Raw genomic sequence first — 24,056 nt, forward strand, 5'->3', positions numbered from 1 at the left:
AATCAATACAACCCTTTTTTCTATGTCTACCGAATCATCGATTAGAAACGATAACGAACACCGGCTTCAAATGAACGCTCAGGACCAACATAAATCCCTTGACGTAAACTCGCGATATAACGCTTGTCCTCTAAGTTTTTAACTGCGCCATAAAACTCAACTTGATCATTCAAGGTATAGCGAGTTGTTAAATCGACAGTCGTGTAAGCATCGATTTTTCCAGTAAAGAATCCTGAAGTATTCTCAACAATCGGTTTGGTATTTAATTCATCAGTAAACTGTGAACCTGTATAGTTTGCACTCAACTGACTACGCAAACCTGCATAGGTATAACCTACCCCAAGATTTGCCACCCATTCAGGTGTATATGGTACACGGTCACCATCTTTTGATTTTAGTGAACCATTTTTGTTGTAACGATCGCCTTTGAACTCAGCATTTGCAATCCATGTAAGATTAGCAAACACATCGAAACCATTCTCAAATTCTAAACTTACAGCACCTTCAAACCCTTGGTTGTACGTTTTACCGCCATTGGTCGATTGGAAATCTGAGTTACTGTTAGCTGGAATAATTTGATTATCAAAGTCCATACGGAAAGCAGTTAACTCGTAACGAACTGCATCTTGCTGACCTCTTAAACCGAACTCCCAACTAACTGCAGTTTCTGCATCCAGTTTTTGATCTTTCATACCACTGAGTGAGTCACCATTTAGTGCTGGTGAGAATGCCTTGTAGACACTAGCGTAAAGCTGAACAGCTGGAATGAATTGGTAGGTAACACCTAATCCGGGCATTACTTCGGTATTTGAAGTTTTAACTGTTTCATTTTTTTGTTTGTCATCACGTTGCTGTTCATAGCGTTCAACACGGACACCAGGCGTTACGGATAATTGATCTGAAATATCGAAACGGTTTTGAGCATACAAAGCAACACTCTTCGCAGAATCTTTAGTATCTTTTGCTGTTGTACCTGTGCGTGGTGTAGCTCGAGTTGCATTAATCGTAACGTCATCCATTTTCTCATTCATCACGCGCAAGCCAATCTCAGCTTCACCAGGAAGATTAAAAATAGTATTTTTTGCAATCAGACGAGTTTCCGCTCCAATACGTTCAAAAGCACGATTATTACCACTTACATTATCAGTATAAATCCAACGACCTGCAGCTTGTGAAGCTGTAGCATTCACACCATAACGCCAGTAATCACGATTCATTTCACTCCAATACAGCAATGTTTGAAGTTCAGTATCTGGATTAATATCCCAACGATGATTGATATCAAAAGAATTTCGCTCTGTTAAGAACCAATCATCAGGAGCAGGATTATTCTGTTTCTTGGCATGATACTCACCCAAGAACTGACCACGATATGAAATATTGGCATCATTTTCATAATGAGTAAATTTAACGCCAACCCATTGATTATCACCAATGGCTGTACCTGCTTTGATAACGGCATCTTTCATTTCATAGCTTTTATCCATGAAACCGTCACTTTTCGCCCAACTTAAAATCGCTCCAACATTACTATCTTTCGTTGGAGAACTGCCACCCAATTCAACAGTTGTCTTATAGGTATCCCAAGATCCAATTGATAGATCAACAAGAGCACCATCTTTAGGTTGTTTAGTACGATAATTTACTACACCACCAATATTCATAGGTCCATAACGCAACGCAGAAGATCCCTTGAGAACTTCAATGCTATCCATACGTTGAATACGAGGATTATAATAACGACCATTTCCAACAAATAAGCCAGCCGCTACAGGTACACCATCTTCTAAAATAAGTGTTTTGTAATCAGCCGAACTAATTCCTCGCATACCAATATTGGCAACAATTGCAGACTCCTCTTCAGGTTTAACATACACACCTGATACACGTTTTAAAATTTCTTCAGTAGAGCTTGGAGTGAATTGTTGAATTTGCTCTTGGCTTACAATTACCGCTGCACCTGGAATTTTTGAAATTGAATCTTCTTGTGAGCCAATCACTTGAATCGTAGGTAATACAACAACTTGTTGAGTTTGTTCAGTAGCAGCATAAAGCATTGGTGCAAAACCACCAAACAGCAAACCACTCATAACAATTTGATTTTTAATAAATAAATACTTTTCCATGTGACCCCTATAATCAATCATCAGATTGAAATTCAGATTAAACTTAAAATAACCTTAAAAAACTGCGCAATTATAATACAAATAGAAACAATTATCAGTTAATGTTTTGATTTGAGTGGTATTTTGTTGCTATCAGGTTTCTAAAGCAAAATTCTTCTGGTGCTACATCTATTAAAAAATACTGATAATTTTCGAATATATAATAATTAAGGATTTAAGACACTGATCTACTCGACAAGCATGACTAATACTGGGTTAAGATACTTTTTTAGTTCTTCTGTAAATTCTGCGTGCAAACATGAGACTTAGCACTTAAATCATTAAATAAAACCCTACCTTCCTCAATGAAGGCTTAGGAGTAACAAATAAAATAAAAAAACTAACTTACTCTTTTGTTGCTAATTTCCTCATTCATTTTAGGAATCCTTTTTGTCAATCAAGCTCAATTTGTTAAGATGGCTGTCGAAAAAGGGTTTACACCAAAACTGTATTTTGTAATTTAGTGATTTTGATATCGAAAGTTAAGATTTCTTGATTTCGATCAATTTTAGACAGTAATGGTAAAACTTTATTTAGTAATATATTTTCAATTTAAGGACTTACAACGCATGAACAGTGACTCAGTTATGGCTGATCTCTCATCTCACACGCCGATGATGCAGCAATACCTCAAAGTCAAGATGGAATATCCACATGCGCTTTTGTTCTATCGTATGGGTGACTTTTACGAACTCTTTTTTGAGGATGCCCACTTAGCTGCAAAATTACTTGGTATCACGCTAACCCATCGAGGCAAAACAAATGGTGAACCAATTCCAATGGCAGGTGTTCCCTACCATTCCGCTGAAGGATATTTAGCACGTTTAGTAAAGTCAGGTCGTACCGTTGCAATTTGTGAACAAGTTGGTGAAGTTACAGGTAAAGGACCTGTCGAACGTAAAGTAGTCCGAGTTTTGACACCTGGTACCTTAACTGACGATGCGCTTTTATCAAGTTATCAATCCTCAAATTTAGTTGCTCTGTGTATACAACAAAATCAAATTGGTTTTGCATTACTTGACTTGAGTGCAGGTATTTTTAAAGTTCAACAACAGACATATAAACCAGAGCAATTGCCAATAGAACTTGCTCGCTTGATGCCAAGTGAAATTTTGATTGATGAGGATTTAGTCGATCAAAACATCATCGAACATATTAAGAAAAATCTAGATTGTCCAATTACTAAAAGACCGAATGTAGATTTTAATCAAAATAATGCTCAAAAGACGTTATGTGACCAGTTTGCTGTTTCCACCTTATCAGGCTTTGGGTTAGATCCAATTCCTCTAGCAAAGGCTGCTGCGGCTGCGCTTATTCATTATGCTAAAGAAACACAAAAAACAGCCCTACCTCACATCCGTTCTATACAGATCGAACAGAGTACAGATTTCATTGCTTTAGACCCAATTACACGTCGTAACCTTGAAATCATCGAACCGTTATTTGAGCATGGAACATCTTTATTCCAATTAATCAATGATTGTCAAACTGCGATGGGTGGTCGCTTACTGAGTCGCACACTCATGCAGCCCATTCGAGATACAGCAATACTCGATGCTCGTTTGGATGCAATCGAGCAATTATTGAAAGGTTATCACGAATCACCTGTTCGCTTAGTTTTGAAAGAAATCGGCGATATTGAGCGTGTACTCAGTCGAGTAGCTTTGGGTAGTGCTCGACCACGTGATTTAGTTCAACTTCGCCAAGCCTGTGCTCAAATTCCTTTTTTACGACATGCTTTAGCGCCTGTCCTCAACACTCAAAAATCCAAACTATTAATTGAGCTTGATCAGCAACTTGGTGATTTCAAAAGTCTACACCAACATCTTATTGCAGCAATTGTTGAAAACCCTCCTGTACTTTTACGCGATGGAAATGTAATTGCAGAGGGATATGATGATGAATTGGATGAATTACGCAAAATACGTGATCATGCGGGTCAATTTTTAATAGATTTAGAAATCAAAGAGCGTCAGCGAACTGGCATCAATACGCTGAAAATTGGCTACAATCGTGTCAGCGGATACTATATTGAATTAACACGAGCTCAAGCTGAGCAAGCCCCTGCCGATTATATTCGTCGTCAGACACTTAAAAATGCTGAAAGATATATCACACCTGAACTTAAAAGCTTTGAAGATAAAGTGCTTTCGAGTGAATCTCGTGCGCTCGCTCGTGAAAAACTACTGTTTGAATCTTTATTGGATGAATTACGCCAAAATATTGCTCAATTACAGATGATGAGTGCTGCAATTGCTCATATCGATGTTTTAGCGAATTTTGCACATCAGGCAAGATTAAATAATTGGGCAAGACCTGAATATACACCAGAAACTTGTATCAAGATTCAGGCGGGTCGACATCCAGTGGTTGAGTCTTTAAACAAAGCTCCATTCACTCCGAATGATACATTCCTTGATCATCAACATCGTATGGCGATCATCACTGGTCCCAATATGGGTGGTAAATCCACGTTTATGAGACAAACAGCTTTAATTAGCTTGCTCGCTTATTGTGGTTGTTTTGTCCCAGCGAAATCAGCAAAGCTCGGTTCTATCGATCGCATATTCACTCGTATCGGCTCAGCTGATGACCTCTCTACAGGCAAATCAACATTCATGGTTGAGATGACTGAAACTTCTCAAATTCTACATCATGCAACAAGTCAGTCTTTAGTATTGATGGATGAAGTCGGACGTGGAACCAGTACATATGATGGCTTATCTCTAGCATGGGCATGTGTACTCGATTTAACCAAACGTATTAAGTGTTTATGTCTTTTTGCAACACATTATTTTGAATTAACAGAATTGGGTAGCGAAGCTGGAATTGACAACTATCACGTCACCGCACAAGAGTTAAATGGTAATTTAATCCTATTGCATAAAGTACAGCATGGACCTGCAAGTCAAAGTCATGGTTTACAAGTTGCAAAATTGGCTGGTATCCCTGCTAATGTGATCAAAGATGCACAAAAACGTTTGAAAATACTGGAAAAACAGCAACATCAGCATTTACAAAACTCTGTGCAAAATGATCTGTTTAGTACAGTTGAACATGAAATAGAAACTAAAGTTGTTGAAAAAGTGATTAAAGTAAAAATGCAATCACCTGCTTTAGATCTTTTAAAGCAACTGGACTTAGATGACCTTACCCCACGCCAAGCTTTGGAACATCTTTATCAACTCAAAGCTTTATCTAAAAGCTCAGATACTATTGAAAATTAACCCTATGTTAGGTTCTCTACTATATTAAAGTTAGAACCTAGCAAATTTTAATTTCTAATTAAGTTTGAAAATGCGTCTTTTATCGTAGGATGAAGTGCAAATAGATTCAGGTTATTGAGAGTTATTATCAACAAAACTCATATAAATCAGCCCTTTTCATTGATACGAATAATAAATATCAATAAAAGGAATTGTTTCTATCTGCATTTTTTGCCTAAAATACGCTATTGAAAATGAAAACCATATTTTTTAGGTAGCTGCCGCCATGACCTTTGTTGTCACAGAAAATTGTATCAAATGTAAGTATCAAGATTGTGTTGAAGTTTGTCCTGTAGATTGTTTCTATGAAGGTCCTAACTTCTTAGTCATCAATCCTGACGAATGTATCGACTGTGCACTTTGCGAACCAGAATGCCCTGCAAATGCAATTTTCTCTGAAGATGAGTTACCTGAAGGTCAAGAAGTGTTTATTGAATTAAATGCTGAATTATCTGAAAAATGGGCTGGCAATAACATTACTCAAATCGGTGAACAACCTGCTGATCGTGAGGAATGGAACGGCAAACCAAACAAGCTTCAGTATTTAGAAAAGTAATTTTCAAAAAGGCCAGTTTTACTGGTCTTTTTTATACCTGAATCACACATTTCTTTGCAATTGTGCCATTTTTAGCCCCCTATTTTGCATTAAAATAGGCACTATACTAAATGTGAATTGCTTTTTTATGATGCGAAATAAATTACAGGGTCTGTTTTCATTATTTGTCATCCCTGTGATGATGGTTGGTTGTGCCACGTCTCCAAAGAAAGTTAGTCCAAGCAAAAGAATATATATTCCTGAAGAACAAGTAGCTTTTAATCGTCCAATCCCTACAAAAACAGAACCTGCATCTTATCGTCAGTGGTTAGGTCAGGGAGAAAACTACGCACGTGTACGCGAATATGAACATTTCTTAATGCGTAATAATGTCGCACATATTATTCCTAGTTTTGAATTGCTCAAAACAGCAAGAGACTGGCAAAAGTGCGGACGTTCAGAATACATGGTTCCAAATCGTGAATTATGGAATAACTCACTTTCAACATTACGAGTATTCAAGTATTTAATCGCTGCAAAAATTCTTACTGATTTCGAAGTTACCTCAGTTTATCGTGATCTCCCACTGAATCAGTGCGCAGGTGGTGCAAGTTCATCAAAGCACTTATTTAATTCCGCAATTGATTTTCGTATTGGACCTGAATACCCTCAACCCCAAGATTATGCATATATTGAACAAACAAAATTCAAGTTATGCCAATTTTGGATTCAGCATGGTCAAAGCCTAGATCTCGGTATTGGATTATATAGTTCAGGTCAAATTCATTTGGATACTCAAGGTTATCGCACTTGGGGTCCTGATTTGACTCGTAATACATCTCTTTGTAACTTCTAAATTGTAAAACTCGAGTAAAAATGAGGTCTTTTGATCTCTTTTTACTTTCAGCACTCATGATTCCTTCAGCATTCAAATTGCACTTCGAAGATAAATGTTTAAAATGCAGCTATCAAATTTATAGGTAAATACAACCATGCAACAGTTGTGGACAGACATTGATGAATATATTAATTCACATCTCATTCCCACAGACGAGAGACTTCAACATGCATTAGATAACACTGACCAGCAGGGTTTTTCTAATCATCTAGCTGTTGCACCTAACCAAGGCATGTTTCTACAAATGTTGATTCAAATGAATCAATGCAAGCGTGTGCTCGAACTCGGTACATTTGCTGCTTATAGTACAATCTGGTTGGCGAAAGCACTGCCTGCTGATGGATATTTGCTTACTGTGGAAGGACGGGATACACACGTGATCCTTGCCCAAGAAAATATTGATTATGCCAATATGCCAACCCAAATTGAGCTTAAAAAAGGTCGTGGCGTTGATATCATGAATCAATTAATTAATGATAATAGTGAACCTTTTGATTTCATTTTTATTGATGCAGATAAACAAAGTTATCCAGAATATTTTGAACTCAGTTTAAAATTGGCACGCTCAGGCACTATCATTGTGCTAGACAATGTTATTCGCTCTGGTGATATCTTAGATTCAAATAATAAAAAACCAAGTATTGAAGGTATCCGCCAAGCTTTTACTGCGCTCCAGAATCATCCTCAACTTTTATCGTGTACTGCTCTACAAACTGTTGGATCGAAAGGGCATGATGGCTTTGCAATTGCAATCGTCAAATAGAGGTTAAAAAATAAACTTTTACTTTTTAATTATAAATATCAATAAATTAAGTATATTAAGGTTGCTTTTCCATATAGTTATCCACAGGAATTGCGGATAACTATATGGAATAAAATGAACTACTTAGCAACAAGCAGCGGTACATTTGCATTTCTAAATATCGTGGTTGTGATGCTACCCAAGAAAAACTGATGAATCTTACTGTGACTAAATGCACCTAATACAATCAGCTGAATGTCATGTTCGCGTTGATATTCCAAAATATTTTGTGCTACATCGCCATAACGATATATTGGTATTACATCTAAACCAGCACTTTTAAGATATTTCTCAGGTTCAGTCAGCATCTCTGGATGATCACCAACATACAGTAAATGGCATTGCAGTTTTTTCAATAAATCACTTTGAGCAATTCTCTCCATCATCTTTTGACAAGTCGGAGAGTATTCATAAGCAAAAATAAAACGTTTTGGTGGTGAAAAATGCTCCCCTACGGTAATTACCGTGCAATTCGCCCCACGAATAAAGTTTTCAACATTACTTCCAATTGGTTTATTTTTTTCAGCAGCGCGTTCCCCGACTCGCCCGATGATTACCACATCATTTTCTTTAAGAATATTAAAACTCTGTTCAAGAAAATCACCTTTTTCTTGAATTTTGGTGCTAGTCAAACCGTAATTTTTTTCAATTAATTCAGAGATATGTTTCAGTAAATTATTACTATAATCCAAGGCTAATTCGCTTTGCTTTTGTTCTAACTCAGCCAATTCTTTAAGTAACATGGCATTACTTTCAAAACCGATTACGCCACTAATTTCACCTAAATGGTAACTGGCGGGATAGTAATCTAGGATTTGTAAAAGGACTAATTCTCTTTGAGTTTGCTTGGCAACCCAAACTGCAGCCTCCGCCACCGCATCGATACAGGGTGAGGAATCGATACATGCAATAACGCGGTTCATAATCGCCTCTCTTTAGGTTCAATACCTTAGGTCTTCTACTTATTTTTAACTTAACACAGATAGATAGCAGGTTGGTTAAATTTATGTATAGAATCTCTTGAGAGTTTTCTAGTTAATTCTTATTTCCGATAACGAATCAATTTTGCAGGGTTTCCAGCCATAATTGCATGTGGCTCAACATCTTTAGTAATCATACTATTCATACCAATAACCGCATGATCACCAACTTTAATCCCATCCTTAATTCCAACATGAGCTCCTAACCAAACATCACGTCCAACTTCTATGCCTTGTGAGCGAACTGCTTGCTGATAGATGGGTCGATCTAAATCCATGCCATGGTCAAAAGCATACAGATGACTATATGCCGCAATTCTAACTTGATCATGCAACTTAATACCTGCGCGACCTCCATCAAGAATGCAATGGTGGTTGATCGCGACTTCAGAACCGATTTCTAACGGTCCATGTAAAGTACAATCGGCAGCAATAAAAGTATTATCGCCGATAGTAATTTTACGTCCTCGCTCAGCAAAGATATGTGCTAAAGGTGAAATAAAACAATTGTTGCCAATTTCAACTGTTTCCATTTCCATTAAATAGTTCTGATATTCTTTTTGCCATGCTTCCGCCCATTCTCTATGTTTGGGTTTTAAAGACCAATATAACCATGGCATATAGTTCAATCGATGTTTATGCTGTTCACGATATTTTAATAGTGGATCATGCATCATCTGTTTGATCCTCAATAAGTTTAAGCTGCTCGCGACCACGCGTTATATCTTGAAGCTTGAGCTTTAACGGTTCAATCTGGTGTATTTGCACTTGTGCCTGAATACTAACACCCGTTTCAGTATAGTTTTCTAGAAACTCTATTTGCTGTTGTAGTAATTCATATTGAATAATAGCCCATTCATTAAATGCACAACTAAAAGTAATCTTCTTTTTCTCAATTAATTCTATTTTTTCAGCGAGTAGCAGACACTGACCTGCACACCCACCATACGCCCTGACTAAACCACCAGTGCCTAGTTTTACTCCGCCATACCAACGATTCACCAATACAATAACATTGGTTAAGTCATTCCCCTCTATCGTTGCTAATATCGGGCGACCTGCTGTACCTGAAGGTTCGCCATCATCATTGAACCGTACATGATGACCTATTTTCCATGCCCAGCATTGGTGTGTCGTCGAGATGTCCTTTGTCTCTTCTAAAAACTTTTTTACTTGTTGCTCATTTTCTACAACACTCGCAATCGCCTGAAAGCGACTTTTTTTAATTTCTTCTTCAAAGGTAACGGTTTGAGCAATGGTAAAAGGCATAAAAACATCAATGCAAATTTAAAAACAAAGTATAACGTCTTAAGGTTCAAATAAAAAACCTCGCAATTGCGAGGTTTTTTGAGTTTAGCTTGCTTATCTTTCACGCAAAGCTTCTTTGGCCTTATTAAATGGTTTAAGTAGATAATCCATAACTGTTTTTTCACCAGTGCGGATATCAACTGTCGCTACCATACCTGGTGTGATACCAAACGCATGACCTGCTTTATTGAATAACTTGTCAGAGTCAGTGCGGATATAAACACGATAGTAAAATTGGTCTTGTTTAACTTCATCTCGAATCGTATCAGGAGAAATTACTGTTACTTTTCCAGTCAAACCACCGTAGATCGAATAGTCATATGCAGTGATTTTCACTAAGGCTTCTTGACCAGGTCGAATGAAAGCAATATCTCTTGGAGAAATACGTGCTTCAATTAACAGTTTGTCTTCTAAAGGAACAATCGTCATCAATTTACCGTTTTGCGGAATAACACCACCAAGAGTTGTTACATCAATTTCTTTAATCACACCACGCACAGGTGCTTTAAAGATTGCACGTTGTAAACTATCACTGCGTCCCATCACAACTTGTTGTTGCGTTTCAATATCAGTATTTGCCTTCGATAGCTCTTCTCGGGCTTTTACATAGTATTGATTACGTGTGTCATTCATCTTATTTCTAAGATCATTGGCTTCACGCTTGAGTCTAAGTACTTCTACTTCACTTGCAGCACCTTTCGCAACAAGTGGTTCAGTCATCATCAATTCTTGTTGAACTAATTGTAAAGCTTGTTGGTAACCAGCTAATGATTGTTCTAAATTTTCACGTCTAGAATAATAAAGAGCGGTCTCTTCTTTGACTAATTTAGGTTCTTTGAGCACTTCTGCAGGAAATGCTAAAGGAGTTCCATTCACTTCAGCACGTAATCGCGCAGCAGTCGCTTGAGCAGAAGTTAAAAGTGATTTTGATTCACCGACATTAGATGCGAAGCGTGTTTGATCAAGTTGCGCAAGGATTTCACCTTTTTGAACAATATCACCCTCTTGCACATTTAACTTCGTAAGAATACCACCTTCTAAAGATTGAATAGTTTGCTCTTTAGATGAAGGGATAACCTTACCCGTTCCTGTAGAAACTTCTTCTAGATTAAATAACCAAGCCCAAGTCAAAAAAATCGCTAAACCAATACATACAATCCAAATCACAAGACTTGAACGTGGTAAAGCTGGCTCTTTGTAGGATACATTCATAGAACGGTTGTTAGCTTGTTGTTCGCTCATGAATCTTCCCCTTGTTTAATTTGTTTTTGTTGGCCTGCTGATTGATTTAGAACTTGATCTCGTGGTCCATCCATTACAACCTTACCTTCGTTCATCACAATGATACGATCAACCAACTCAAGCACAGCTCGTCTATGTGTTGCGACGACTAATGTTCTGTGTCCTAACCAGCCTTTTAAATGATCAATTAATTGTTTTTCGGCAATATCATCAATCGCGGCAGTCGGTTCATCGAGTAATAAAATGTTAGGTTGGCGAATCAGTAATCGTGCTAACAGCAATGCTTGCTTTTGCCCGCCTGAGAAGCCTACACCACCTTCTAAAACTAAATGATCTAAGCCCTCTTTTTTCTCTTGCACAAAGCCTAAAGCACCTGTCACTTTTAAAGCTTTTAAAATGTCATCATCTTTTGCTAAAGGCGCACCTAAGGTCAAATTCTCACGAATTGTTCCGTAGAATAAATGTGCATTCTGATTCAACAATGCCATATCACGGCGCACATCAGCAGGATCGATTAAGCTAATATCGAGACCATCCAAATGCACAGAACCATTTGATGGTGATTGCATACCAGCCAATAATTGTAATAATGTTGATTTACCTGCACCGTTACGACCTAAAATCGCAATTTTTTCACCAGCTTTAATTTTCAAATGACGAAGTGCAAGAATTGGACGAGAATCTTCTTCTGTGTATTGGAACATAACATTTTTAAGTTCATAGTCCCCATTTAACACTTCTTTATGAACCAGATGCGCTTGATCAGGTTGATCAACAGGTTTCTGCATTAATTCATCAAGACTTTTCTTCGCAACCTTAGCTTGCTGTAAACGTCCTAAAATCCCTGTGATTTGTGAAATAGGGGCAAGCATTCGTGAGGAAAGGATCGAACACGCAACCAAAGCACCCGTTGTCATCTCGCCTTCCATCACGGCAAAACATCCAACTAATACAACAGCGGCATAGGTTAAACCTTGAATTTTTTGTGTCCAAGCAGTTAATACACCAACGATCTTACGTTGTTGCATACTAATATCCGCAGACACCTCATTCATATGATTCCATTGGTTTTGGAATCTAGATTCTGCTCGTAATAACTTAATATCTTCAATACCTTGTACCGCTTCGACAAGGATCGCATTTCGAATAGATGACTCTCGCATGCCTTCTTGAGCTAACTCAGCTAATTTCTTTTGTACCAAAATACCAGGCAAAATCATTAAAGGAACAACAAGCAACATTACCCAAAAGAGATTCCCACCGATAATCGCAAAGATAATCAGAAACAGGAAGAAAAAAGGTAAATCAGCTATCGCACCCATTGTTGTCGATGTAACTAAATCACGAACACCTTCTAACTCACGAATTTGTGAAATAAAAGTACCAGTCGATTTAGAACGTTCGCTATTTTTAATTCGTAGTGCATGACCAAAAACACGGTCTGATATTCTTAAATCTGCACGCTTTCCAATAATATCGGATAGGTAAACACGAGCAACTCGAAGTACAAACTCAAAAATGGCTGCGATTAGCACCCCACCCGCAAGCACCCAAAGCGTCGGGATCGATTGTGATGGCACAACACGGTCATAAACCTGCATAGAGAAAATAATCGTAGCTAATGCCAAAATGTTTGCCATTAAAGAGGCAAACATAATATCTATATATCGCTTCCAATCTTGAAGAACGATTGACCAAAACCAGCTCGTTTCATACGGCTTGATGTATTCATCAATACGAGCGTCTGGGACAGATTTTTCAGGGCGTAAGATATAGACTGTTTTTATATCTTGCTTAAGTGAACTTATTGAAAACTTTTGTGATAAGCCTTGATCACCACTGAGTTGAACACTGACATTTCCTTCTGAGTCAGCTTTATCGACAACACCAACTTGCCCATCTTTAAATTCAACTAAAATCGGCAAACGCCAAGGGTTGATCATTTCCTCTGTAAATGACACTTTACAAAGGTTCAAACCAACCTGTCGGCTCATTAACAATAAAATTTCATCTAAATTTTGATTTTGATTCCAATCTAATTGTAAACGAACACGCTCTTCTGATGGCTCTATTCGATAATGCTTAGCAATTGTTAAGACCGCTTGTAACCACGGCTGATAGTTTATTTTTGTCATCATGGCTGAACTTCAAACCCCTGAATGGAAATATTATTTAAGCCATAGGCTTGACGTGAACGTCCTGTCGTTGCGATGTACTGAGCAATGTTACTGTAAATATCATAACGTGCTGTTTCTAATTCTGAATTTGCACCATGAATTGCCTGCTCAGCATTCAATAAATCCACAAGTGAACGTGTCCCTAACTTATATTGTTCTTGATACAATTCCTTGGTTCTCACCGTAGTCGCTTGTCGACTCATTAAGACTTGCATCTGTCTTTGTTTGTTCTCAATCTGTTCTCGACTATTACGAATTTGATCCAAAACTTGTAGATAGACTGCATTTACTTGAGCTTTAGCAGCTTCCTCAGCAAAACTTGCTGCTCGAATCTGTGAAGAAGTTGCTCCACCTTGATAAAATTGGCTCGTTGCCTCCAACATTATTGCACTATCAAATCCACCCTCTTTATCATTATTTGGATTTCTGCCATTGATCGCTTGGGTCAACTCTCCTTTTACGGACAAAGTAGGAAATCTGCTTAACTGTGTTTGTTGTTTTTGTGAACGTGCTACAGCAATACCTGCTTGAGCTGCAATCATTTGTGGAATTGTATTGAATTGAGGTTCTGCATATAAATCAGATTGTTTCACCAAATCCTCAGGAATAGTCCACTGAATCTTACTGACGTCAAAACCAAGCAAAGTGTATAAGTGTTGTTGATTTTGGCTCAATAAAGATTGTTGAGCGATTAACGCGGATTGAGCAGACTGCAAATAAGACTGTGCTTGTATCGGGTCCGCTTGGCTACTGATACCAGCATTAGCCCTTAGATTCGCCATCTCTTGTATGCGTTTAATACCTGCTATTTGCTGATTCGCGATTTGAATAAGTTTTTTATAACGTTGAATATTAATAATCGTTTGTGCAACATCGAGTGAGATATCATCAATTTTCACCAAAACATTGGCTTGTTCCACAGCAAGTCTTGCTTGTTCTGTATTGACACCAGACTTCACTTTACCGAAGTCATAGACCATTTGAGATGCACTCAAGGCAAGAACTTGCTGACCTCTTGAACTCTTTTGTGTCAAATCACCTGTATTCATACCACCCGTAATCTGCGGATAGTAACCAGCTTTAGCAACATCTATATTTGCATTTTGTGCAGCAAGAGTTGCTAAAGTCTGAGAAATTTCAGGATTACGTTGAACTGCGATCTGTACAGCATCTTTAAGTACGCGAGGCTGACTTTGTATAATCGGTACAGACGCAGGCTGCATAGGTCGCCCGCTACCGACTACGGGTAAATTATTATTCGATGGTGTCACCGTGAAATTACTTAGCTTTTGCATGTTAGCAACTTTGAAATCTTGGTTGCTTTTCGGTGCAAGCAGCTGAGCAATATTATTTTTTAAACTGTGATATTTTTCACTCGGTGTTTCTGCATGTACTACAGGTACGGAAAACGAAAATACACATAATAGCCATTTCAAATCTATACATGTTTTGTGTGTTCCATCATCTACATTTAAATCGTTGTTAATGCTCATATTCTTTTCAAATTGTTATCATTTAAAAGCCCATTCATTCTACTCATTTTTAAAATAAAAACACCATGCGAAAACTACAATTTACACATCGCTTAAATGTTTGTTTTTTGTAATATAGATCACACTTTTTTGCTTATAACTTAGCTATTATTAGCTTTGACCGTAGATTTATTAAATTAAAATCAAATACATAAAAAAGAAGAATGAAAAATATTCCAGTAAAAGTCACGTATCTATTTATTATTTCTATTATTTATAAAAAGAAAAAGAGCTATTTAGCTCTTTTTCATATTGCTCAAATGGCTATTTTTAAACCACAAAATCATCACCTAAATATACTTTGCGCACTTGCTCATTATCTAAAATTTCCTGAGGGGTACCTTCTGCAATGACTGCACCCTCACTCACAATATAGGCTTTTTCACATATCGCTAATGTCTCTCGAACATTATGATCAGTAATCAATACGCCAATACCGCGCTCTTTCAAAGTTTGAATAATATCTTTGATATCACCCACAGAGATTGGATCGACACCTGCAAATGGCTCATCTAGCAACATAAACTTAGGATCTGCTGCTAATGCGCGAGCGATTTCCGCACGGCGTCGCTCACCACCTGATACGCTCATCCCTAATGAATCTTTGATATGGCTAATTTTAAAATCATTCAATAATTCATTGAGACGTTGCTGGCGCTGTTGCTTATTTAAGTCTTTTCTTGTTTCCAAGATCGCCATAATGTTTTCAGAGATCGTGAGCTTTCTAAAAATAGAAGCTTCTTGTGGAAGATAGCCAATCCCTTTTCGAGCACGCTCATGCATCGCAAGATCAGATAAATCGAGATCATCTAAATGAATCTCGCCTTTGTCCATACGTACCAGACCGACAACCATATAAAAGCTCGTCGTCTTTCCAGCACCATTAGGCCCCAGCAAACCCACAATCTGCCCGCTCTGCATTGTAAAAGAAACATCTTTTACAACCCAGCGCTTACTATAATTCTTTGCTAAGTGTTTGATACACAAAGTTTGTGGTTGTTGTGCTGATTGTTCCATTAATCACGCGCCCCTGGGAAGCTTTTAGAACTAGAAGGTGGAATAATGATTTGAACTCGATTGGTAGATGAACCTTGAGCCTCAACATCACCTTTATTCATACTATATTTCAAAGTATTACCACGGATGCTAGAACCATCTTGATATAGATAAGCTTTTCCTGACAAAGTAATAATCCCAGTGTTCGCATTATAAATAATAGTTTGAGCTTCGCCTCTTGCTAAGCCCTTATTTACATCCATTTGCTGCTGAAACTTCGCTGGTTGGCCCTTTGCAGTAATGGTTTGAATTTCTTTCTTACTATTTAATGTTGCAACAATAGAATCTGCTTGTAGCTTCATCGTTCCTTGCTCAATGACAACATTACCCGTATACGTTGTGATACCTGTTTTATCATTATAAGTCGCGCGATCAGCAACCAATGATAATTGTTGATTACGGTCTGAGGGTACGGCAAATGCTGAAACTGAGCTAAATGCAACTGCTATACACGCAACATGTTTTAGGAAAGCTAAACGATATTTAGAATTAGGAATTAGGCGCATACTTTCCTCGAACTTTGAAAAACTCATATTGACCATTGTTTAAATTTGCTTTCAGACCTTGGCTGACGAAAGCTGAATTTGGTGATTGCACTGTAACTTGATGTTGTGTTTCCAACTCTCTCGTTTTTGGATACCCAGTCAACTCATCAGTACGAAACTCCATTTTGTTGCCTTGATCTGATAATTTTGTTGCGACAACATCACCCATTAAAACAATTTTAGTATTGTCGTCATAACCTTTGGCTTGCTTTGCATAAAAAGTCGCATCAGGCTTACCTTGTTTAAACATCACGGCATTGAGTTGACCCAACTGTGAAGTTTTTGACTGCATATTTTGTTCTAATTGCTTGATTTCAGCACGAACGTACAAGTTACCTTGTTCATCCGTTTGGGTTAGGTGAACACCCTGAGCTGAATACGTCATATTTTTAGCCGATTCAACATCAAGCTTTTTCGCTTTGCCGCTATAGTAATAGTAGCCACCGCTAATGGAAGCAACCACTACAGCAACAACATATAAAACTCTGGTATCCATAAACAGGGTTACCTAACCTTTGGGTAGTTCATTCTATATTAATGTGGTACAGCTAAGTATTTTGCAAGTAGCTCTTGGTAAACACCTTTTGAAGTAAGCAACATGTCACAAACTTCTCGTACAGCACCACGCCCACCCATTGCTTGGGTGACAAGATGAGCACGACGACGTACTTCCTCATGCCCATTCGGTACAGTAATACTCATACCCGCAATTGCAAATGCAGATAAGTCAGGCCAATCATCACCCATGTATAGACAATCTTCAGGGAGAATATTGAACTGAGCACAGGCTTCACGTAATGCTGCACCTTTATCTTCACGCCCCTGAAATACTAAATCAACGCCTAAATCTGACATCCGTTTTTCAACTATATGGCTTTTTCGTCCCGTGATAATGATCACTTTCATACCAGCCTGTTGAACCAATTTCATTCCTAAACCATCACGAATATCAAATGATTTAATTTCATCACCCGAATTCGTTAATGTTACAAAGCCATCGCTTAAGATTCCATCGACGTCTAGCACGAGTGCTTGTAAATGACGTGCTTGTTCTTGTAAAGCATAAGATGCCATGGCTTAATTTACTCCTGCCTGAATTAGATCATGCATACTAATAACACCAATAACTTTATTGGCATCATCGACAACTACAAATTGATTGATTTTACGCTCATGCATTTTTTCTAATGCTTCTACTGCGCGAGCTTCCTGAGAAACCGTAAGTGGATTTTTAGTCATGACTTCTGCAACAGGTAAATTAACATCAAAACCTTGCTGATGATCGATCATACGACGTAAATCACCATCAGTAAAAATACCGAGCAATCTATCCTGTTCATCAACAATGGTCGTAAGACCAAGACGTTTATCAGAAATTTCGTATAACACCTTATTCATCGGTGTATCAGGTTTAACTTTGGGTAATTCTGAACCTGTATGCATCAAATGTTTTACATGTAAAAGTAAACGTTTCCCTAAAGCTCCAGCAGGATGCGAACGAGCAAAATCATCTGCCGTAAACCCACGCGCCTCCAACAAAGCCACAGCCAATGCATCACCAAGCACTAAGGTTGCTGTCGTACTTGATGTAGGTGCTAAACCTAATGGACAAGCTTCATCAGCGGCACCTAATGTTAAAGGTACATCAGCATTTTGTGGCATTGGCCCTTTATCATCACGACTAATCGTAATCAGTGGAACGCCTAGATGCTTAATCAAAGGCATAAGCATCATAATCTCATCACTTTTACCAGAGTTTGAGATTGCAATCAGCACATCACCACGCACCAGCATGCCTAGATCGCCATGTCCTGCTTCACCTGGATGCATAAAAAATGAAGGCGTACCTGTTGAAGCAAAGGTCGCCGCCATTTTCCGTCCAATGTGACCAGATTTACCCATTCCAGTAACAACAACACGACCTGAACATTGCAATAAAATCTCACATGCACGATCAAAGCGTTCATCTAATTGTGTTGCAAGAACTTCAATCGCTTGCTGTTCGATGCGCAGCGTTTCTAGCGCGCTTTTTTGGAAATTTATCGTTTGTGACATGCAAGTTTGACTCAAAATAATGTTCAATCTACATAAGCGTAGATGATTTTAATCAAAAGAATTGCGGAGATTCTAGCATAACTGTTTGTGAGAGACGTTTCTAAATGTATAAGATTTCTTAGAAAATGAACAAATATAGAACCCCTATAATTTAATCAGTTCATTCCTTTAGAACATGTTTTTTTATGCGGATAACTTTATGAAAAATGATGCATACGTTATGATGTAACGCTAATTTTGTTGAGTGTTAAAAGCCCTTATGCAACCTTTTGTTTTATATAACTCTGAGCAACGTAAAAAAGTTGAATTTGTCCCACGCAAAGAAGGTCAAATCGACATGTATGTCTGTGGTATGACCGTTTACGATTACTGTCATATCGGACACGCTCGAGTTATGGTTGCATTTGACTACATCATCCGTTTCTTACGTAGTCAAGGTTGGAAAGTACGCTATATCCGCAATATTACTGATATTGACGATAAAATTATTGCGCGTGCTAATGAAAATAGAGAAAGCATCCAACAACTTACTGCACGATTTATCGAAGCGATGAATGAAGATGCTGCTAATTTAGGTTGTGCTGCGCCAGATGAAGCTCCGAAAGCGACTGAATACATTGATCAAATGCAAAACATGATCAGCAATTTGGTAGATAAAGGTGCTGCCTATCCTGCAAGCAATGGTGATGTCTATTTTGAAGTCACAAAATTCGATAAGTACGGTCGACTTTCTGGCCGTAAACTCGATGATATGCAAGCAGGTGCTTCAGAACGCGTAGATGTTGAAGTTGAAAAGAAACATCCTTTTGACTTTGTACTTTGGAAACATGCAAAGGAAAATGAACCTGCTTGGGCATCTCCTTGGGGTAATGGTCGCCCAGGTTGGCATATTGAATGTTCTGCAATGTCGACTTGTTGCCTGGGCAATCATTTTGATATTCACGGTGGTGGTTCAGACTTAATGTTCCCTCATCATGAAAATGAAATTGCACAAAGTGAAGCTTCAACAGGCGAACAATATGTAAATTATTGGATGCATGTTGGATTCATCAATGTCGATGGGGAGAAAATGTCTAAATCACTAGGCAATTTCTTTACGATTAGAGATGTGATGGAAAAATTCCATCCAGAAGTGATTCGTTACTTTATTGTCTCATCACATTATCGTAGTCCAGTCAATTTTTCTGATGTTGCTTTAAAAGAAGCTAAAACTGCGTTGAGTCGTTTCTATCATTCATTTAAAGCCTATCAACAAACATATGGTCAGAAAATTGTTGATGCATTAGATCAAAGTTTTGTTGAACGCTTTAATAACGCAATGTGTGATGATTTCAACACGGCTGAAGCAATGGCTGTTCTATTTGAACTTAATAAAGAGTTAAATCGCGCAGTTAAAGAAGAACAAGCTGAACAAGCAACAGTTCTCTACTCAACTTTACGTCAGCTCACAAATATTCTTGGTCTAGTTCAACACGATGTAGATGAATTCCTTAAATCAGATATCGGACAAGAAGCTCTAACACTTTCTGATGCTGAAATTGAAGACTTTATTCAGCAACGTGTAGATGCGAAAAAGGCTAAAGACTTTGCCAAGGCTGATAGTATTCGACAGTCTTTACTCGATCAAGGCGTGGTTTTAGAAGACACTCGCCAAGGTACAATTTGGAGACGTGCTGATTAATTCAACACTTAGGATTATAGAGAGTTGACAGTTTAATGAAATTCTCTATAATGCGTCCATATTGCGGGAATAGCTCAGTTGGTAGAGCATAACCTTGCCAAGGTTGGGGTCGCGAGTTCGAGTCTCGTTTCCCGCTCCAAAATTTAAAAAAGCTCTAGTCATTTGATTAGGGCTTTTTTTATTTCTTCTCATTCGATCATAAATCTACAAATAACTGTTTGGCGAATCCAGATTATTATCTATCCATCATTAAGCTTCCTAAACAAATTAAATAAAAATCATAACCATGGTTTAATCAGATTTACCAAAAGTTCAAGAACACTTACACTCATCCCCTACACTTTTTTTCATAACTCTCATAATTTAATCCTTTGTGTTTTTTTAAATTAGTTTTAGTAAAAATGAAAAAATCTATTATTGCCCTATCGATTGCATCTATTTTTCTTGTAGCTTGTAGCAAAATAGAGAATAAAAAAACTGAAGAACAAGCACCGACTTCTGCCACAAGTGAAGTAGTAGCAGAAACTACAGTTACAGATAACGCACATACTGCAGAAAATGCTTTAGATTGGAATGGTACTTATAAGGGTGTATTACCCTGTGCTGATTGTGAAGGTATTGAAACTAAATTAGAGTTAAATTCAGATAAAACGTATGAAATTAAAGAAACATATCTCGGTAAAGGGGATGGTAAACCTTTTGAAAGTAAAGGTAGTTTCCAATTCGATAGCAAAAACCCTTCAGTGATTGAACTAGACCAAGCAGGTGATGGACGTAAATATTTTGTCGCTGAAGGTTATCTTAAAGCTTTAGATTTAGAAGGTAATGAAATTACAGGCGAGTTAGCTGATAAATATCAATTGAAGAAAGAAGCTGAATAATAGATTTTCTGCTTAATTATTTTTTCTAGAAACATAATAAAAAAAACCCTGCATAAGCAGGGTTTTTTCGAATCAATCAGAAGCGATTAGCCACCGAATTGGTTCATTGTGTTTTTGCTAGCATCACCAGCTTTAAGTGCGTTCTCACCAGCAAAGATTTCTTTGTGATCATCACCGATGTCAGAACCAGCCATTGCTTGGTGTTTAACACATGCGATACCACCGCGGATTTCTTTACGTTGTACGCCAGCAACATAAGCCAACATACCTTCTTCACCGAAGTAACCTTTAGCAAGCTCATGAGTAGAAAGAGCAGCTGTGTGGTAAGTAGGAAGAGTGATCAAGTGGTGGAATACACCTGCTTCACGTGCAGCATCAGCTTGGAAAGTACGGATCTTTTCATCAGCATCAGCAGCTAATTCAGAGTTATCGTACTCAGCGCTCATTAATTTAGCACGGTCGTAACCAGATACATCTTTACCTTCAGCAACCCAACGGTCATACGCTTGTTGACGGAAGTTTAAAGTCCAGTTGAACGATGGAGAGTTGTTATAAACAAGTTTCGCGTTTGGAACTTGTTTTTTGATGTCGTTTACGAAACCAGCAATACCAGCAACGTCTGGAGTTGGAGTTTCGATCCAGATCATGTCAGCGCCGTTTTGTAAGCTAGTTACACAGTCAAGCACAACGCGGTCGTGTTGAGTGCCTTCACGGAACTGGTATAAACCAGAAGCTAAACGAGTTGGGCGGTGTAATTTGCCATCACGCTTGATAAGGATTTCGTCATCAGAAGCTTCAGAAATATCGATTTCTTTAGTGTCTAAGTAGCTGATGTATTGAGAAGCTAAATCACCTTTCTCTTTAGATACAGGGATCTTTTGAGTTAAGTCAGCACCTTCAGAGTCAGTACGTGCAACGATAACACCTTCGTCAACACCAAGCTCAAGGAATGCATAACGTACAGCATTGATTTTAGCTAAGAAGTCTTCGTGTGGAACAGTTACTTTACCAGCTTGATGACCACATTGTTTAGCGTCAGAAACTTGGTTTTCGATTTGTATTGCACAAGCACCAGCTTCGATCATTTGTTTAGTTAACAAATAAGTTGCTTCTTCGTTACCGAAACCAGCATCGATGTCAGCAATAATTGGCACAACGTGAGATTCAAAGTTGTCGATTTGTGAAATGATTTCAGCAGCTTTAGCAGAATCACCAGCTTGTTCAGCTTTTTGTAAAGCGCGGAACAAATCATTTAATTCTTTAGCGTCAGCTTGACGTAAGAATGTATAGATTTCAGCGATTAGTTTAGGCACAGCAGTTTTTTCGTGCATAGATTGGTCAGGAAGTGGACCAAATTCTGAACGAAGAGCAGCAACCATCCAACCAGAAAGGTAGATGTAACGTTTGCTTGTAGTACCGAAGTATTTTTTGTTCGCAATCATTTTTTGTTGCGCGATGAAACCGTGCCAGCAACCTAATGATTGAGTGTATTTGCTTGAATCAGCGTCATATTCAGCCATATCTTTACGCATGATAGCAGCTGTATATTTAGCGATGTCTAAACCAGTGTGGAAACGGTTTTGAACCATCATACGAGCAGCATCTTCTGGGCGAATCGCACCCCAAGTACCACCTAATTTTTCTTTAACGGCACGAACGTGCTCTAAAGCTGATTGATATGTCATGATATTTTCCTTTCAGGGATTGGCATCGAATGCACGCTGAAAACCATGCTTTTTTATAGGCTAGATTTCAAGCACTTCATCAATATGTTGCACAGCTTAGTCTTTGCCAAGAGATTAATCCAATATTCTTGGGTAATTTTCGGTATTTTTTTTTGAAATATGCCTTTGAACATGAACTTATAGCGAGTCCAAGTCATTACAAACCATTGTTTTAAATAATATTTAATTAATCTTAACAATGAGATTAGAAAATCAAATTTATTAAAAATGAATATCTTTTAATCGCTCATCTTTCAGAGTTCCACCCCTAAAATTTTATCAAATTGACATTTTTAGCCATTTAATAGGTCATTTATTTTGTTATTTACTAAACAACTGTGCTTGATATCTTTGGTTAATTCTAAACCAAATTTAGATGTACTTTATTTTTTCTCAAATTGCGTTTTTAACTAGGGTCTGTTGACATTTACTGTTCATAATTAAACCTATAAAGGTAGCCATAAAAATATACAGGCTAAGGCAACAGCACTTTGATAATTTCTTTTGAGCTTGTCATATCGAGTAGCTATCCCTCTAAATTGTTTTAATCTACAAAACATATTTTCAACTAAATGCCTGATTTTATATAAATACCAGTCCATATGATCATTGTTCGATTGGCTATTTATTTTCTTTGGTATATTCGCTTTTGTTCCTGTTTTTCTGATCTGCTCACGCAGTGGTTCTGAATCATAGCCTTTATCTGCGCATACCACTTCTGTCTCTTTTAAATCTAATGTTGCTATTAAATCAGGTGCAACTTTGATGTCATGTGTAGTGCCATCGGTAATCATGAAATCAATAGGATTGCCATGTGAATCAACAATCAAATGTATTTTTGAGGAGTTTCCTCCTACACTTTTAGAAATGGATTGATTCGCTATACCGGCAGAATGTTGATGAGCACGTACGTGAGAGCCATCAATAAAAATCCACTCCATATCGGGGCATGATGCTAATAATTTGAATAATCTAAGCAACTTACCGCTGCTTGACCAACGATTAAAACGTTTGAAAATAGAGTTTGATTGACCGAAATAGGAAGGAATATCTCGCCACGGACAGCCTGTTCTAATTCTATAGAGAATAGCTTCAATAAAATTACGTAAATTTGAGTTGTGATGAATAGATAAATTACGCAAAATAGTTTTCAACTTTTGCCAGTGTTGATCTGTCAGCATGGTACGAGGCATAGCGAATAGTAAAATT

The 24,056-nt window shown here is 37.8% G+C and carries 20 protein-coding genes and 1 tRNA gene; 7 read left to right on the forward strand and 14 right to left on the reverse strand.

The window, feature by feature from the left end; translation table 11 throughout:
* Nucleotides 1-41: 41 nt before the first annotated feature.
* Nucleotides 42-2,126: a TonB-dependent receptor family protein gene (locus MKL32_RS11420; protein WP_126131805.1), complete on the reverse strand. Its 2,085-nt coding sequence runs from the start codon at nucleotides 2,124-2,126 to the stop codon at nucleotides 42-44.
* Nucleotides 2,127-2,734: 608 nt separating this feature from the next.
* Between MKL32_RS11420 and mutS the strand changes: the two genes are divergently transcribed.
* The 4 genes from mutS (at nucleotide 2,735) to MKL32_RS11440 (ending at nucleotide 7,627) form a co-directional block, all read left to right on the forward strand.
* Nucleotides 2,735-5,392, forward strand: a complete 2,658-nt coding sequence (mutS, locus tag MKL32_RS11425) for a DNA mismatch repair protein MutS (RefSeq protein ID WP_270900553.1) — start codon at nucleotides 2,735-2,737, stop codon at nucleotides 5,390-5,392.
* A gap of 265 nt (nucleotides 5,393-5,657) precedes the next feature.
* A complete protein-coding gene (gene fdxA, locus MKL32_RS11430) occupies nucleotides 5,658-5,987 on the forward strand; it encodes a ferredoxin FdxA (protein WP_004639922.1) in 330 nt (109 codons plus the stop codon).
* Between the two features lie 127 nt (nucleotides 5,988-6,114).
* Nucleotides 6,115-6,822 carry a D-Ala-D-Ala carboxypeptidase family metallohydrolase gene (locus MKL32_RS11435; RefSeq protein WP_004913321.1) on the forward strand — a complete coding sequence of 236 codons (708 nt, stop codon included), beginning with the start codon at nucleotides 6,115-6,117 and terminating at the stop codon, nucleotides 6,820-6,822.
* Between the two features lie 136 nt (nucleotides 6,823-6,958).
* Complete coding sequence (locus MKL32_RS11440) at nucleotides 6,959-7,627, forward strand: O-methyltransferase (protein ID WP_004913324.1); 669 nt, start codon at nucleotides 6,959-6,961, stop codon at nucleotides 7,625-7,627.
* Between the two features lie 119 nt (nucleotides 7,628-7,746).
* Here the strand turns inward: MKL32_RS11440 and MKL32_RS11445 are convergent, their stop codons facing one another.
* The 11 genes from MKL32_RS11445 to MKL32_RS11495 form a co-directional block, all read right to left on the reverse strand.
* Nucleotides 7,747-8,589, reverse strand: coding sequence for a universal stress protein (locus tag MKL32_RS11445; RefSeq protein ID WP_004913328.1), 843 nt, complete (start codon nucleotides 8,587-8,589; stop codon nucleotides 7,747-7,749).
* 119 nt (nucleotides 8,590-8,708) lie between these two features.
* The gene (locus MKL32_RS11450) at nucleotides 8,709-9,320 is read right to left on the reverse strand and encodes an acyltransferase (RefSeq protein WP_080630816.1); all 612 of its coding nucleotides are present in this window, start codon (nucleotides 9,318-9,320) and stop codon (nucleotides 8,709-8,711) included.
* The gene (locus MKL32_RS11455; RefSeq protein WP_004953163.1) at nucleotides 9,313-9,915 is read right to left on the reverse strand and encodes an IMPACT family protein; all 603 of its coding nucleotides are present in this window, start codon (nucleotides 9,913-9,915) and stop codon (nucleotides 9,313-9,315) included. The genes MKL32_RS11450 and MKL32_RS11455 overlap by 8 nt, the downstream gene beginning before the upstream one ends.
* Before the next feature lie 93 nt (nucleotides 9,916-10,008).
* On the reverse strand, nucleotides 10,009-11,196 hold the full coding sequence (locus tag MKL32_RS11460; RefSeq protein ID WP_004959644.1) for an HlyD family type I secretion periplasmic adaptor subunit: 1,188 nt from the start codon (nucleotides 11,194-11,196) through the stop codon (nucleotides 10,009-10,011).
* Entirely contained in the window at nucleotides 11,193-13,334 is a 2,142-nt protein-coding gene (locus tag MKL32_RS11465) for a type I secretion system permease/ATPase (protein WP_005402946.1), read from the reverse strand. Before MKL32_RS11465 ends, MKL32_RS11460 begins: the two co-directional genes overlap by 4 nt.
* Nucleotides 13,331-14,866 carry a TolC family protein gene (locus MKL32_RS11470; protein WP_125272024.1) on the reverse strand — a complete coding sequence of 512 codons (1,536 nt, stop codon included), beginning with the start codon at nucleotides 14,864-14,866 and terminating at the stop codon, nucleotides 13,331-13,333. Before MKL32_RS11470 ends, MKL32_RS11465 begins: the two co-directional genes overlap by 4 nt.
* 309 nt (nucleotides 14,867-15,175) lie before the next feature.
* Nucleotides 15,176-15,922, reverse strand: coding sequence for an LPS export ABC transporter ATP-binding protein (lptB, locus tag MKL32_RS11475; RefSeq protein ID WP_004913352.1), 747 nt, complete (start codon nucleotides 15,920-15,922; stop codon nucleotides 15,176-15,178).
* On the reverse strand, nucleotides 15,922-16,467 hold the full coding sequence (gene lptA, locus MKL32_RS11480) for a lipopolysaccharide transport periplasmic protein LptA (RefSeq protein ID WP_004959662.1): 546 nt from the start codon (nucleotides 16,465-16,467) through the stop codon (nucleotides 15,922-15,924). The genes lptB and lptA overlap by 1 nt, the downstream gene beginning before the upstream one ends.
* Complete coding sequence (lptC, locus tag MKL32_RS11485) at nucleotides 16,451-17,002, reverse strand: LPS export ABC transporter periplasmic protein LptC (protein ID WP_004959665.1); 552 nt, start codon at nucleotides 17,000-17,002, stop codon at nucleotides 16,451-16,453. The genes lptA and lptC overlap by 17 nt, the downstream gene beginning before the upstream one ends.
* Before the next feature lie 38 nt (nucleotides 17,003-17,040).
* Nucleotides 17,041-17,580 (reverse strand): KdsC family phosphatase, encoded by a 540-nt coding sequence (locus MKL32_RS11490; protein WP_004913359.1) that lies wholly within the window; start codon nucleotides 17,578-17,580, stop codon nucleotides 17,041-17,043.
* Nucleotides 17,581-17,583: 3 nt separating this feature from the next.
* Nucleotides 17,584-18,561, reverse strand: a complete 978-nt coding sequence (locus MKL32_RS11495) for a KpsF/GutQ family sugar-phosphate isomerase (protein ID WP_004959668.1) — start codon at nucleotides 18,559-18,561, stop codon at nucleotides 17,584-17,586.
* A gap of 259 nt (nucleotides 18,562-18,820) precedes the next feature.
* Here MKL32_RS11495 and cysS point away from each other — a divergent pair, with 259 nt between their 5' ends.
* The 3 genes from cysS to MKL32_RS11510 all read left to right on the forward strand — a co-directional run bounded on the left by cysS (nucleotide 18,821) and on the right by MKL32_RS11510 (nucleotide 21,123).
* Nucleotides 18,821-20,242, forward strand: coding sequence for a cysteine--tRNA ligase (gene cysS, locus MKL32_RS11500; protein ID WP_270900554.1), 1,422 nt, complete (start codon nucleotides 18,821-18,823; stop codon nucleotides 20,240-20,242).
* A 63-nt stretch (nucleotides 20,243-20,305) separates the two neighbouring features.
* Nucleotides 20,306-20,381 (forward strand) — tRNA-Gly (locus MKL32_RS11505).
* A gap of 262 nt (nucleotides 20,382-20,643) precedes the next feature.
* Nucleotides 20,644-21,123, forward strand: coding sequence for a copper resistance protein NlpE (locus tag MKL32_RS11510; protein ID WP_204378795.1), 480 nt, complete (start codon nucleotides 20,644-20,646; stop codon nucleotides 21,121-21,123).
* A gap of 86 nt (nucleotides 21,124-21,209) precedes the next feature.
* Here the strand turns inward: MKL32_RS11510 and MKL32_RS11515 are convergent, their stop codons facing one another.
* Complete coding sequence (locus tag MKL32_RS11515) at nucleotides 21,210-22,811, reverse strand: isocitrate lyase (RefSeq protein WP_026057438.1); 1,602 nt, start codon at nucleotides 22,809-22,811, stop codon at nucleotides 21,210-21,212.
* 482 nt (nucleotides 22,812-23,293) lie between these two features.
* The gene (locus MKL32_RS11520; RefSeq protein ID WP_004912080.1) at nucleotides 23,294-24,040 is read right to left on the reverse strand and encodes an IS5 family transposase; all 747 of its coding nucleotides are present in this window, start codon (nucleotides 24,038-24,040) and stop codon (nucleotides 23,294-23,296) included.
* Nucleotides 24,041-24,056: the final 16 nt, after the last annotated feature.

It is taken from the genome of Acinetobacter sp. AOR34_HL (genome assembly GCF_027854795.1).
Lineage (GTDB): Bacteria > Pseudomonadota > Gammaproteobacteria > Pseudomonadales > Moraxellaceae > Acinetobacter > Acinetobacter junii.

What these genes read in the sequence shown, in the direction of transcription:
- MKL32_RS11420 (WP_126131805.1), bottom strand. Translation starts at nt 2,126, where the DNA reads ATGGAAAAGTATTTATTTATTAAAAATCAAATTGTTATGAGTGGTTTG.
- mutS (WP_270900553.1), top strand. Translation starts at nt 2,735, where the DNA reads ATGAACAGTGACTCAGTTATGGCTGATCTCTCATCTCACACGCCGATG.
- fdxA (WP_004639922.1), top strand. Translation starts at nt 5,658, where the DNA reads ATGACCTTTGTTGTCACAGAAAATTGTATCAAATGTAAGTATCAAGAT.
- MKL32_RS11435 (WP_004913321.1), top strand. Translation starts at nt 6,115, where the DNA reads ATGATGCGAAATAAATTACAGGGTCTGTTTTCATTATTTGTCATCCCT.
- MKL32_RS11440 (WP_004913324.1), top strand. Translation starts at nt 6,959, where the DNA reads ATGCAACAGTTGTGGACAGACATTGATGAATATATTAATTCACATCTC.
- MKL32_RS11445 (WP_004913328.1), bottom strand. Translation starts at nt 8,589, where the DNA reads ATGAACCGCGTTATTGCATGTATCGATTCCTCACCCTGTATCGATGCG.
- MKL32_RS11450 (WP_080630816.1), bottom strand. Translation starts at nt 9,320, where the DNA reads ATGCATGATCCACTATTAAAATATCGTGAACAGCATAAACATCGATTG.
- MKL32_RS11455 (WP_004953163.1), bottom strand. Translation starts at nt 9,915, where the DNA reads ATGCCTTTTACCATTGCTCAAACCGTTACCTTTGAAGAAGAAATTAAA.
- MKL32_RS11460 (WP_004959644.1), bottom strand. Translation starts at nt 11,196, where the DNA reads ATGAGCGAACAACAAGCTAACAACCGTTCTATGAATGTATCCTACAAA.
- MKL32_RS11465 (WP_005402946.1), bottom strand. Translation starts at nt 13,334, where the DNA reads ATGATGACAAAAATAAACTATCAGCCGTGGTTACAAGCGGTCTTAACA.
- MKL32_RS11470 (WP_125272024.1), bottom strand. Translation starts at nt 14,866, where the DNA reads ATGAGCATTAACAACGATTTAAATGTAGATGATGGAACACACAAAACA.
- lptB (WP_004913352.1), bottom strand. Translation starts at nt 15,922, where the DNA reads ATGGAACAATCAGCACAACAACCACAAACTTTGTGTATCAAACACTTA.
- lptA (WP_004959662.1), bottom strand. Translation starts at nt 16,467, where the DNA reads ATGCGCCTAATTCCTAATTCTAAATATCGTTTAGCTTTCCTAAAACAT.
- lptC (WP_004959665.1), bottom strand. Translation starts at nt 17,002, where the DNA reads ATGGATACCAGAGTTTTATATGTTGTTGCTGTAGTGGTTGCTTCCATT.
- MKL32_RS11490 (WP_004913359.1), bottom strand. Translation starts at nt 17,580, where the DNA reads ATGGCATCTTATGCTTTACAAGAACAAGCACGTCATTTACAAGCACTC.
- MKL32_RS11495 (WP_004959668.1), bottom strand. Translation starts at nt 18,561, where the DNA reads ATGTCACAAACGATAAATTTCCAAAAAAGCGCGCTAGAAACGCTGCGC.
- cysS (WP_270900554.1), top strand. Translation starts at nt 18,821, where the DNA reads ATGCAACCTTTTGTTTTATATAACTCTGAGCAACGTAAAAAAGTTGAA.
- MKL32_RS11510 (WP_204378795.1), top strand. Translation starts at nt 20,644, where the DNA reads ATGAAAAAATCTATTATTGCCCTATCGATTGCATCTATTTTTCTTGTA.
- MKL32_RS11520 (WP_004912080.1), bottom strand. Translation starts at nt 24,040, where the DNA reads ATGCCTCGTACCATGCTGACAGATCAACACTGGCAAAAGTTGAAAACT.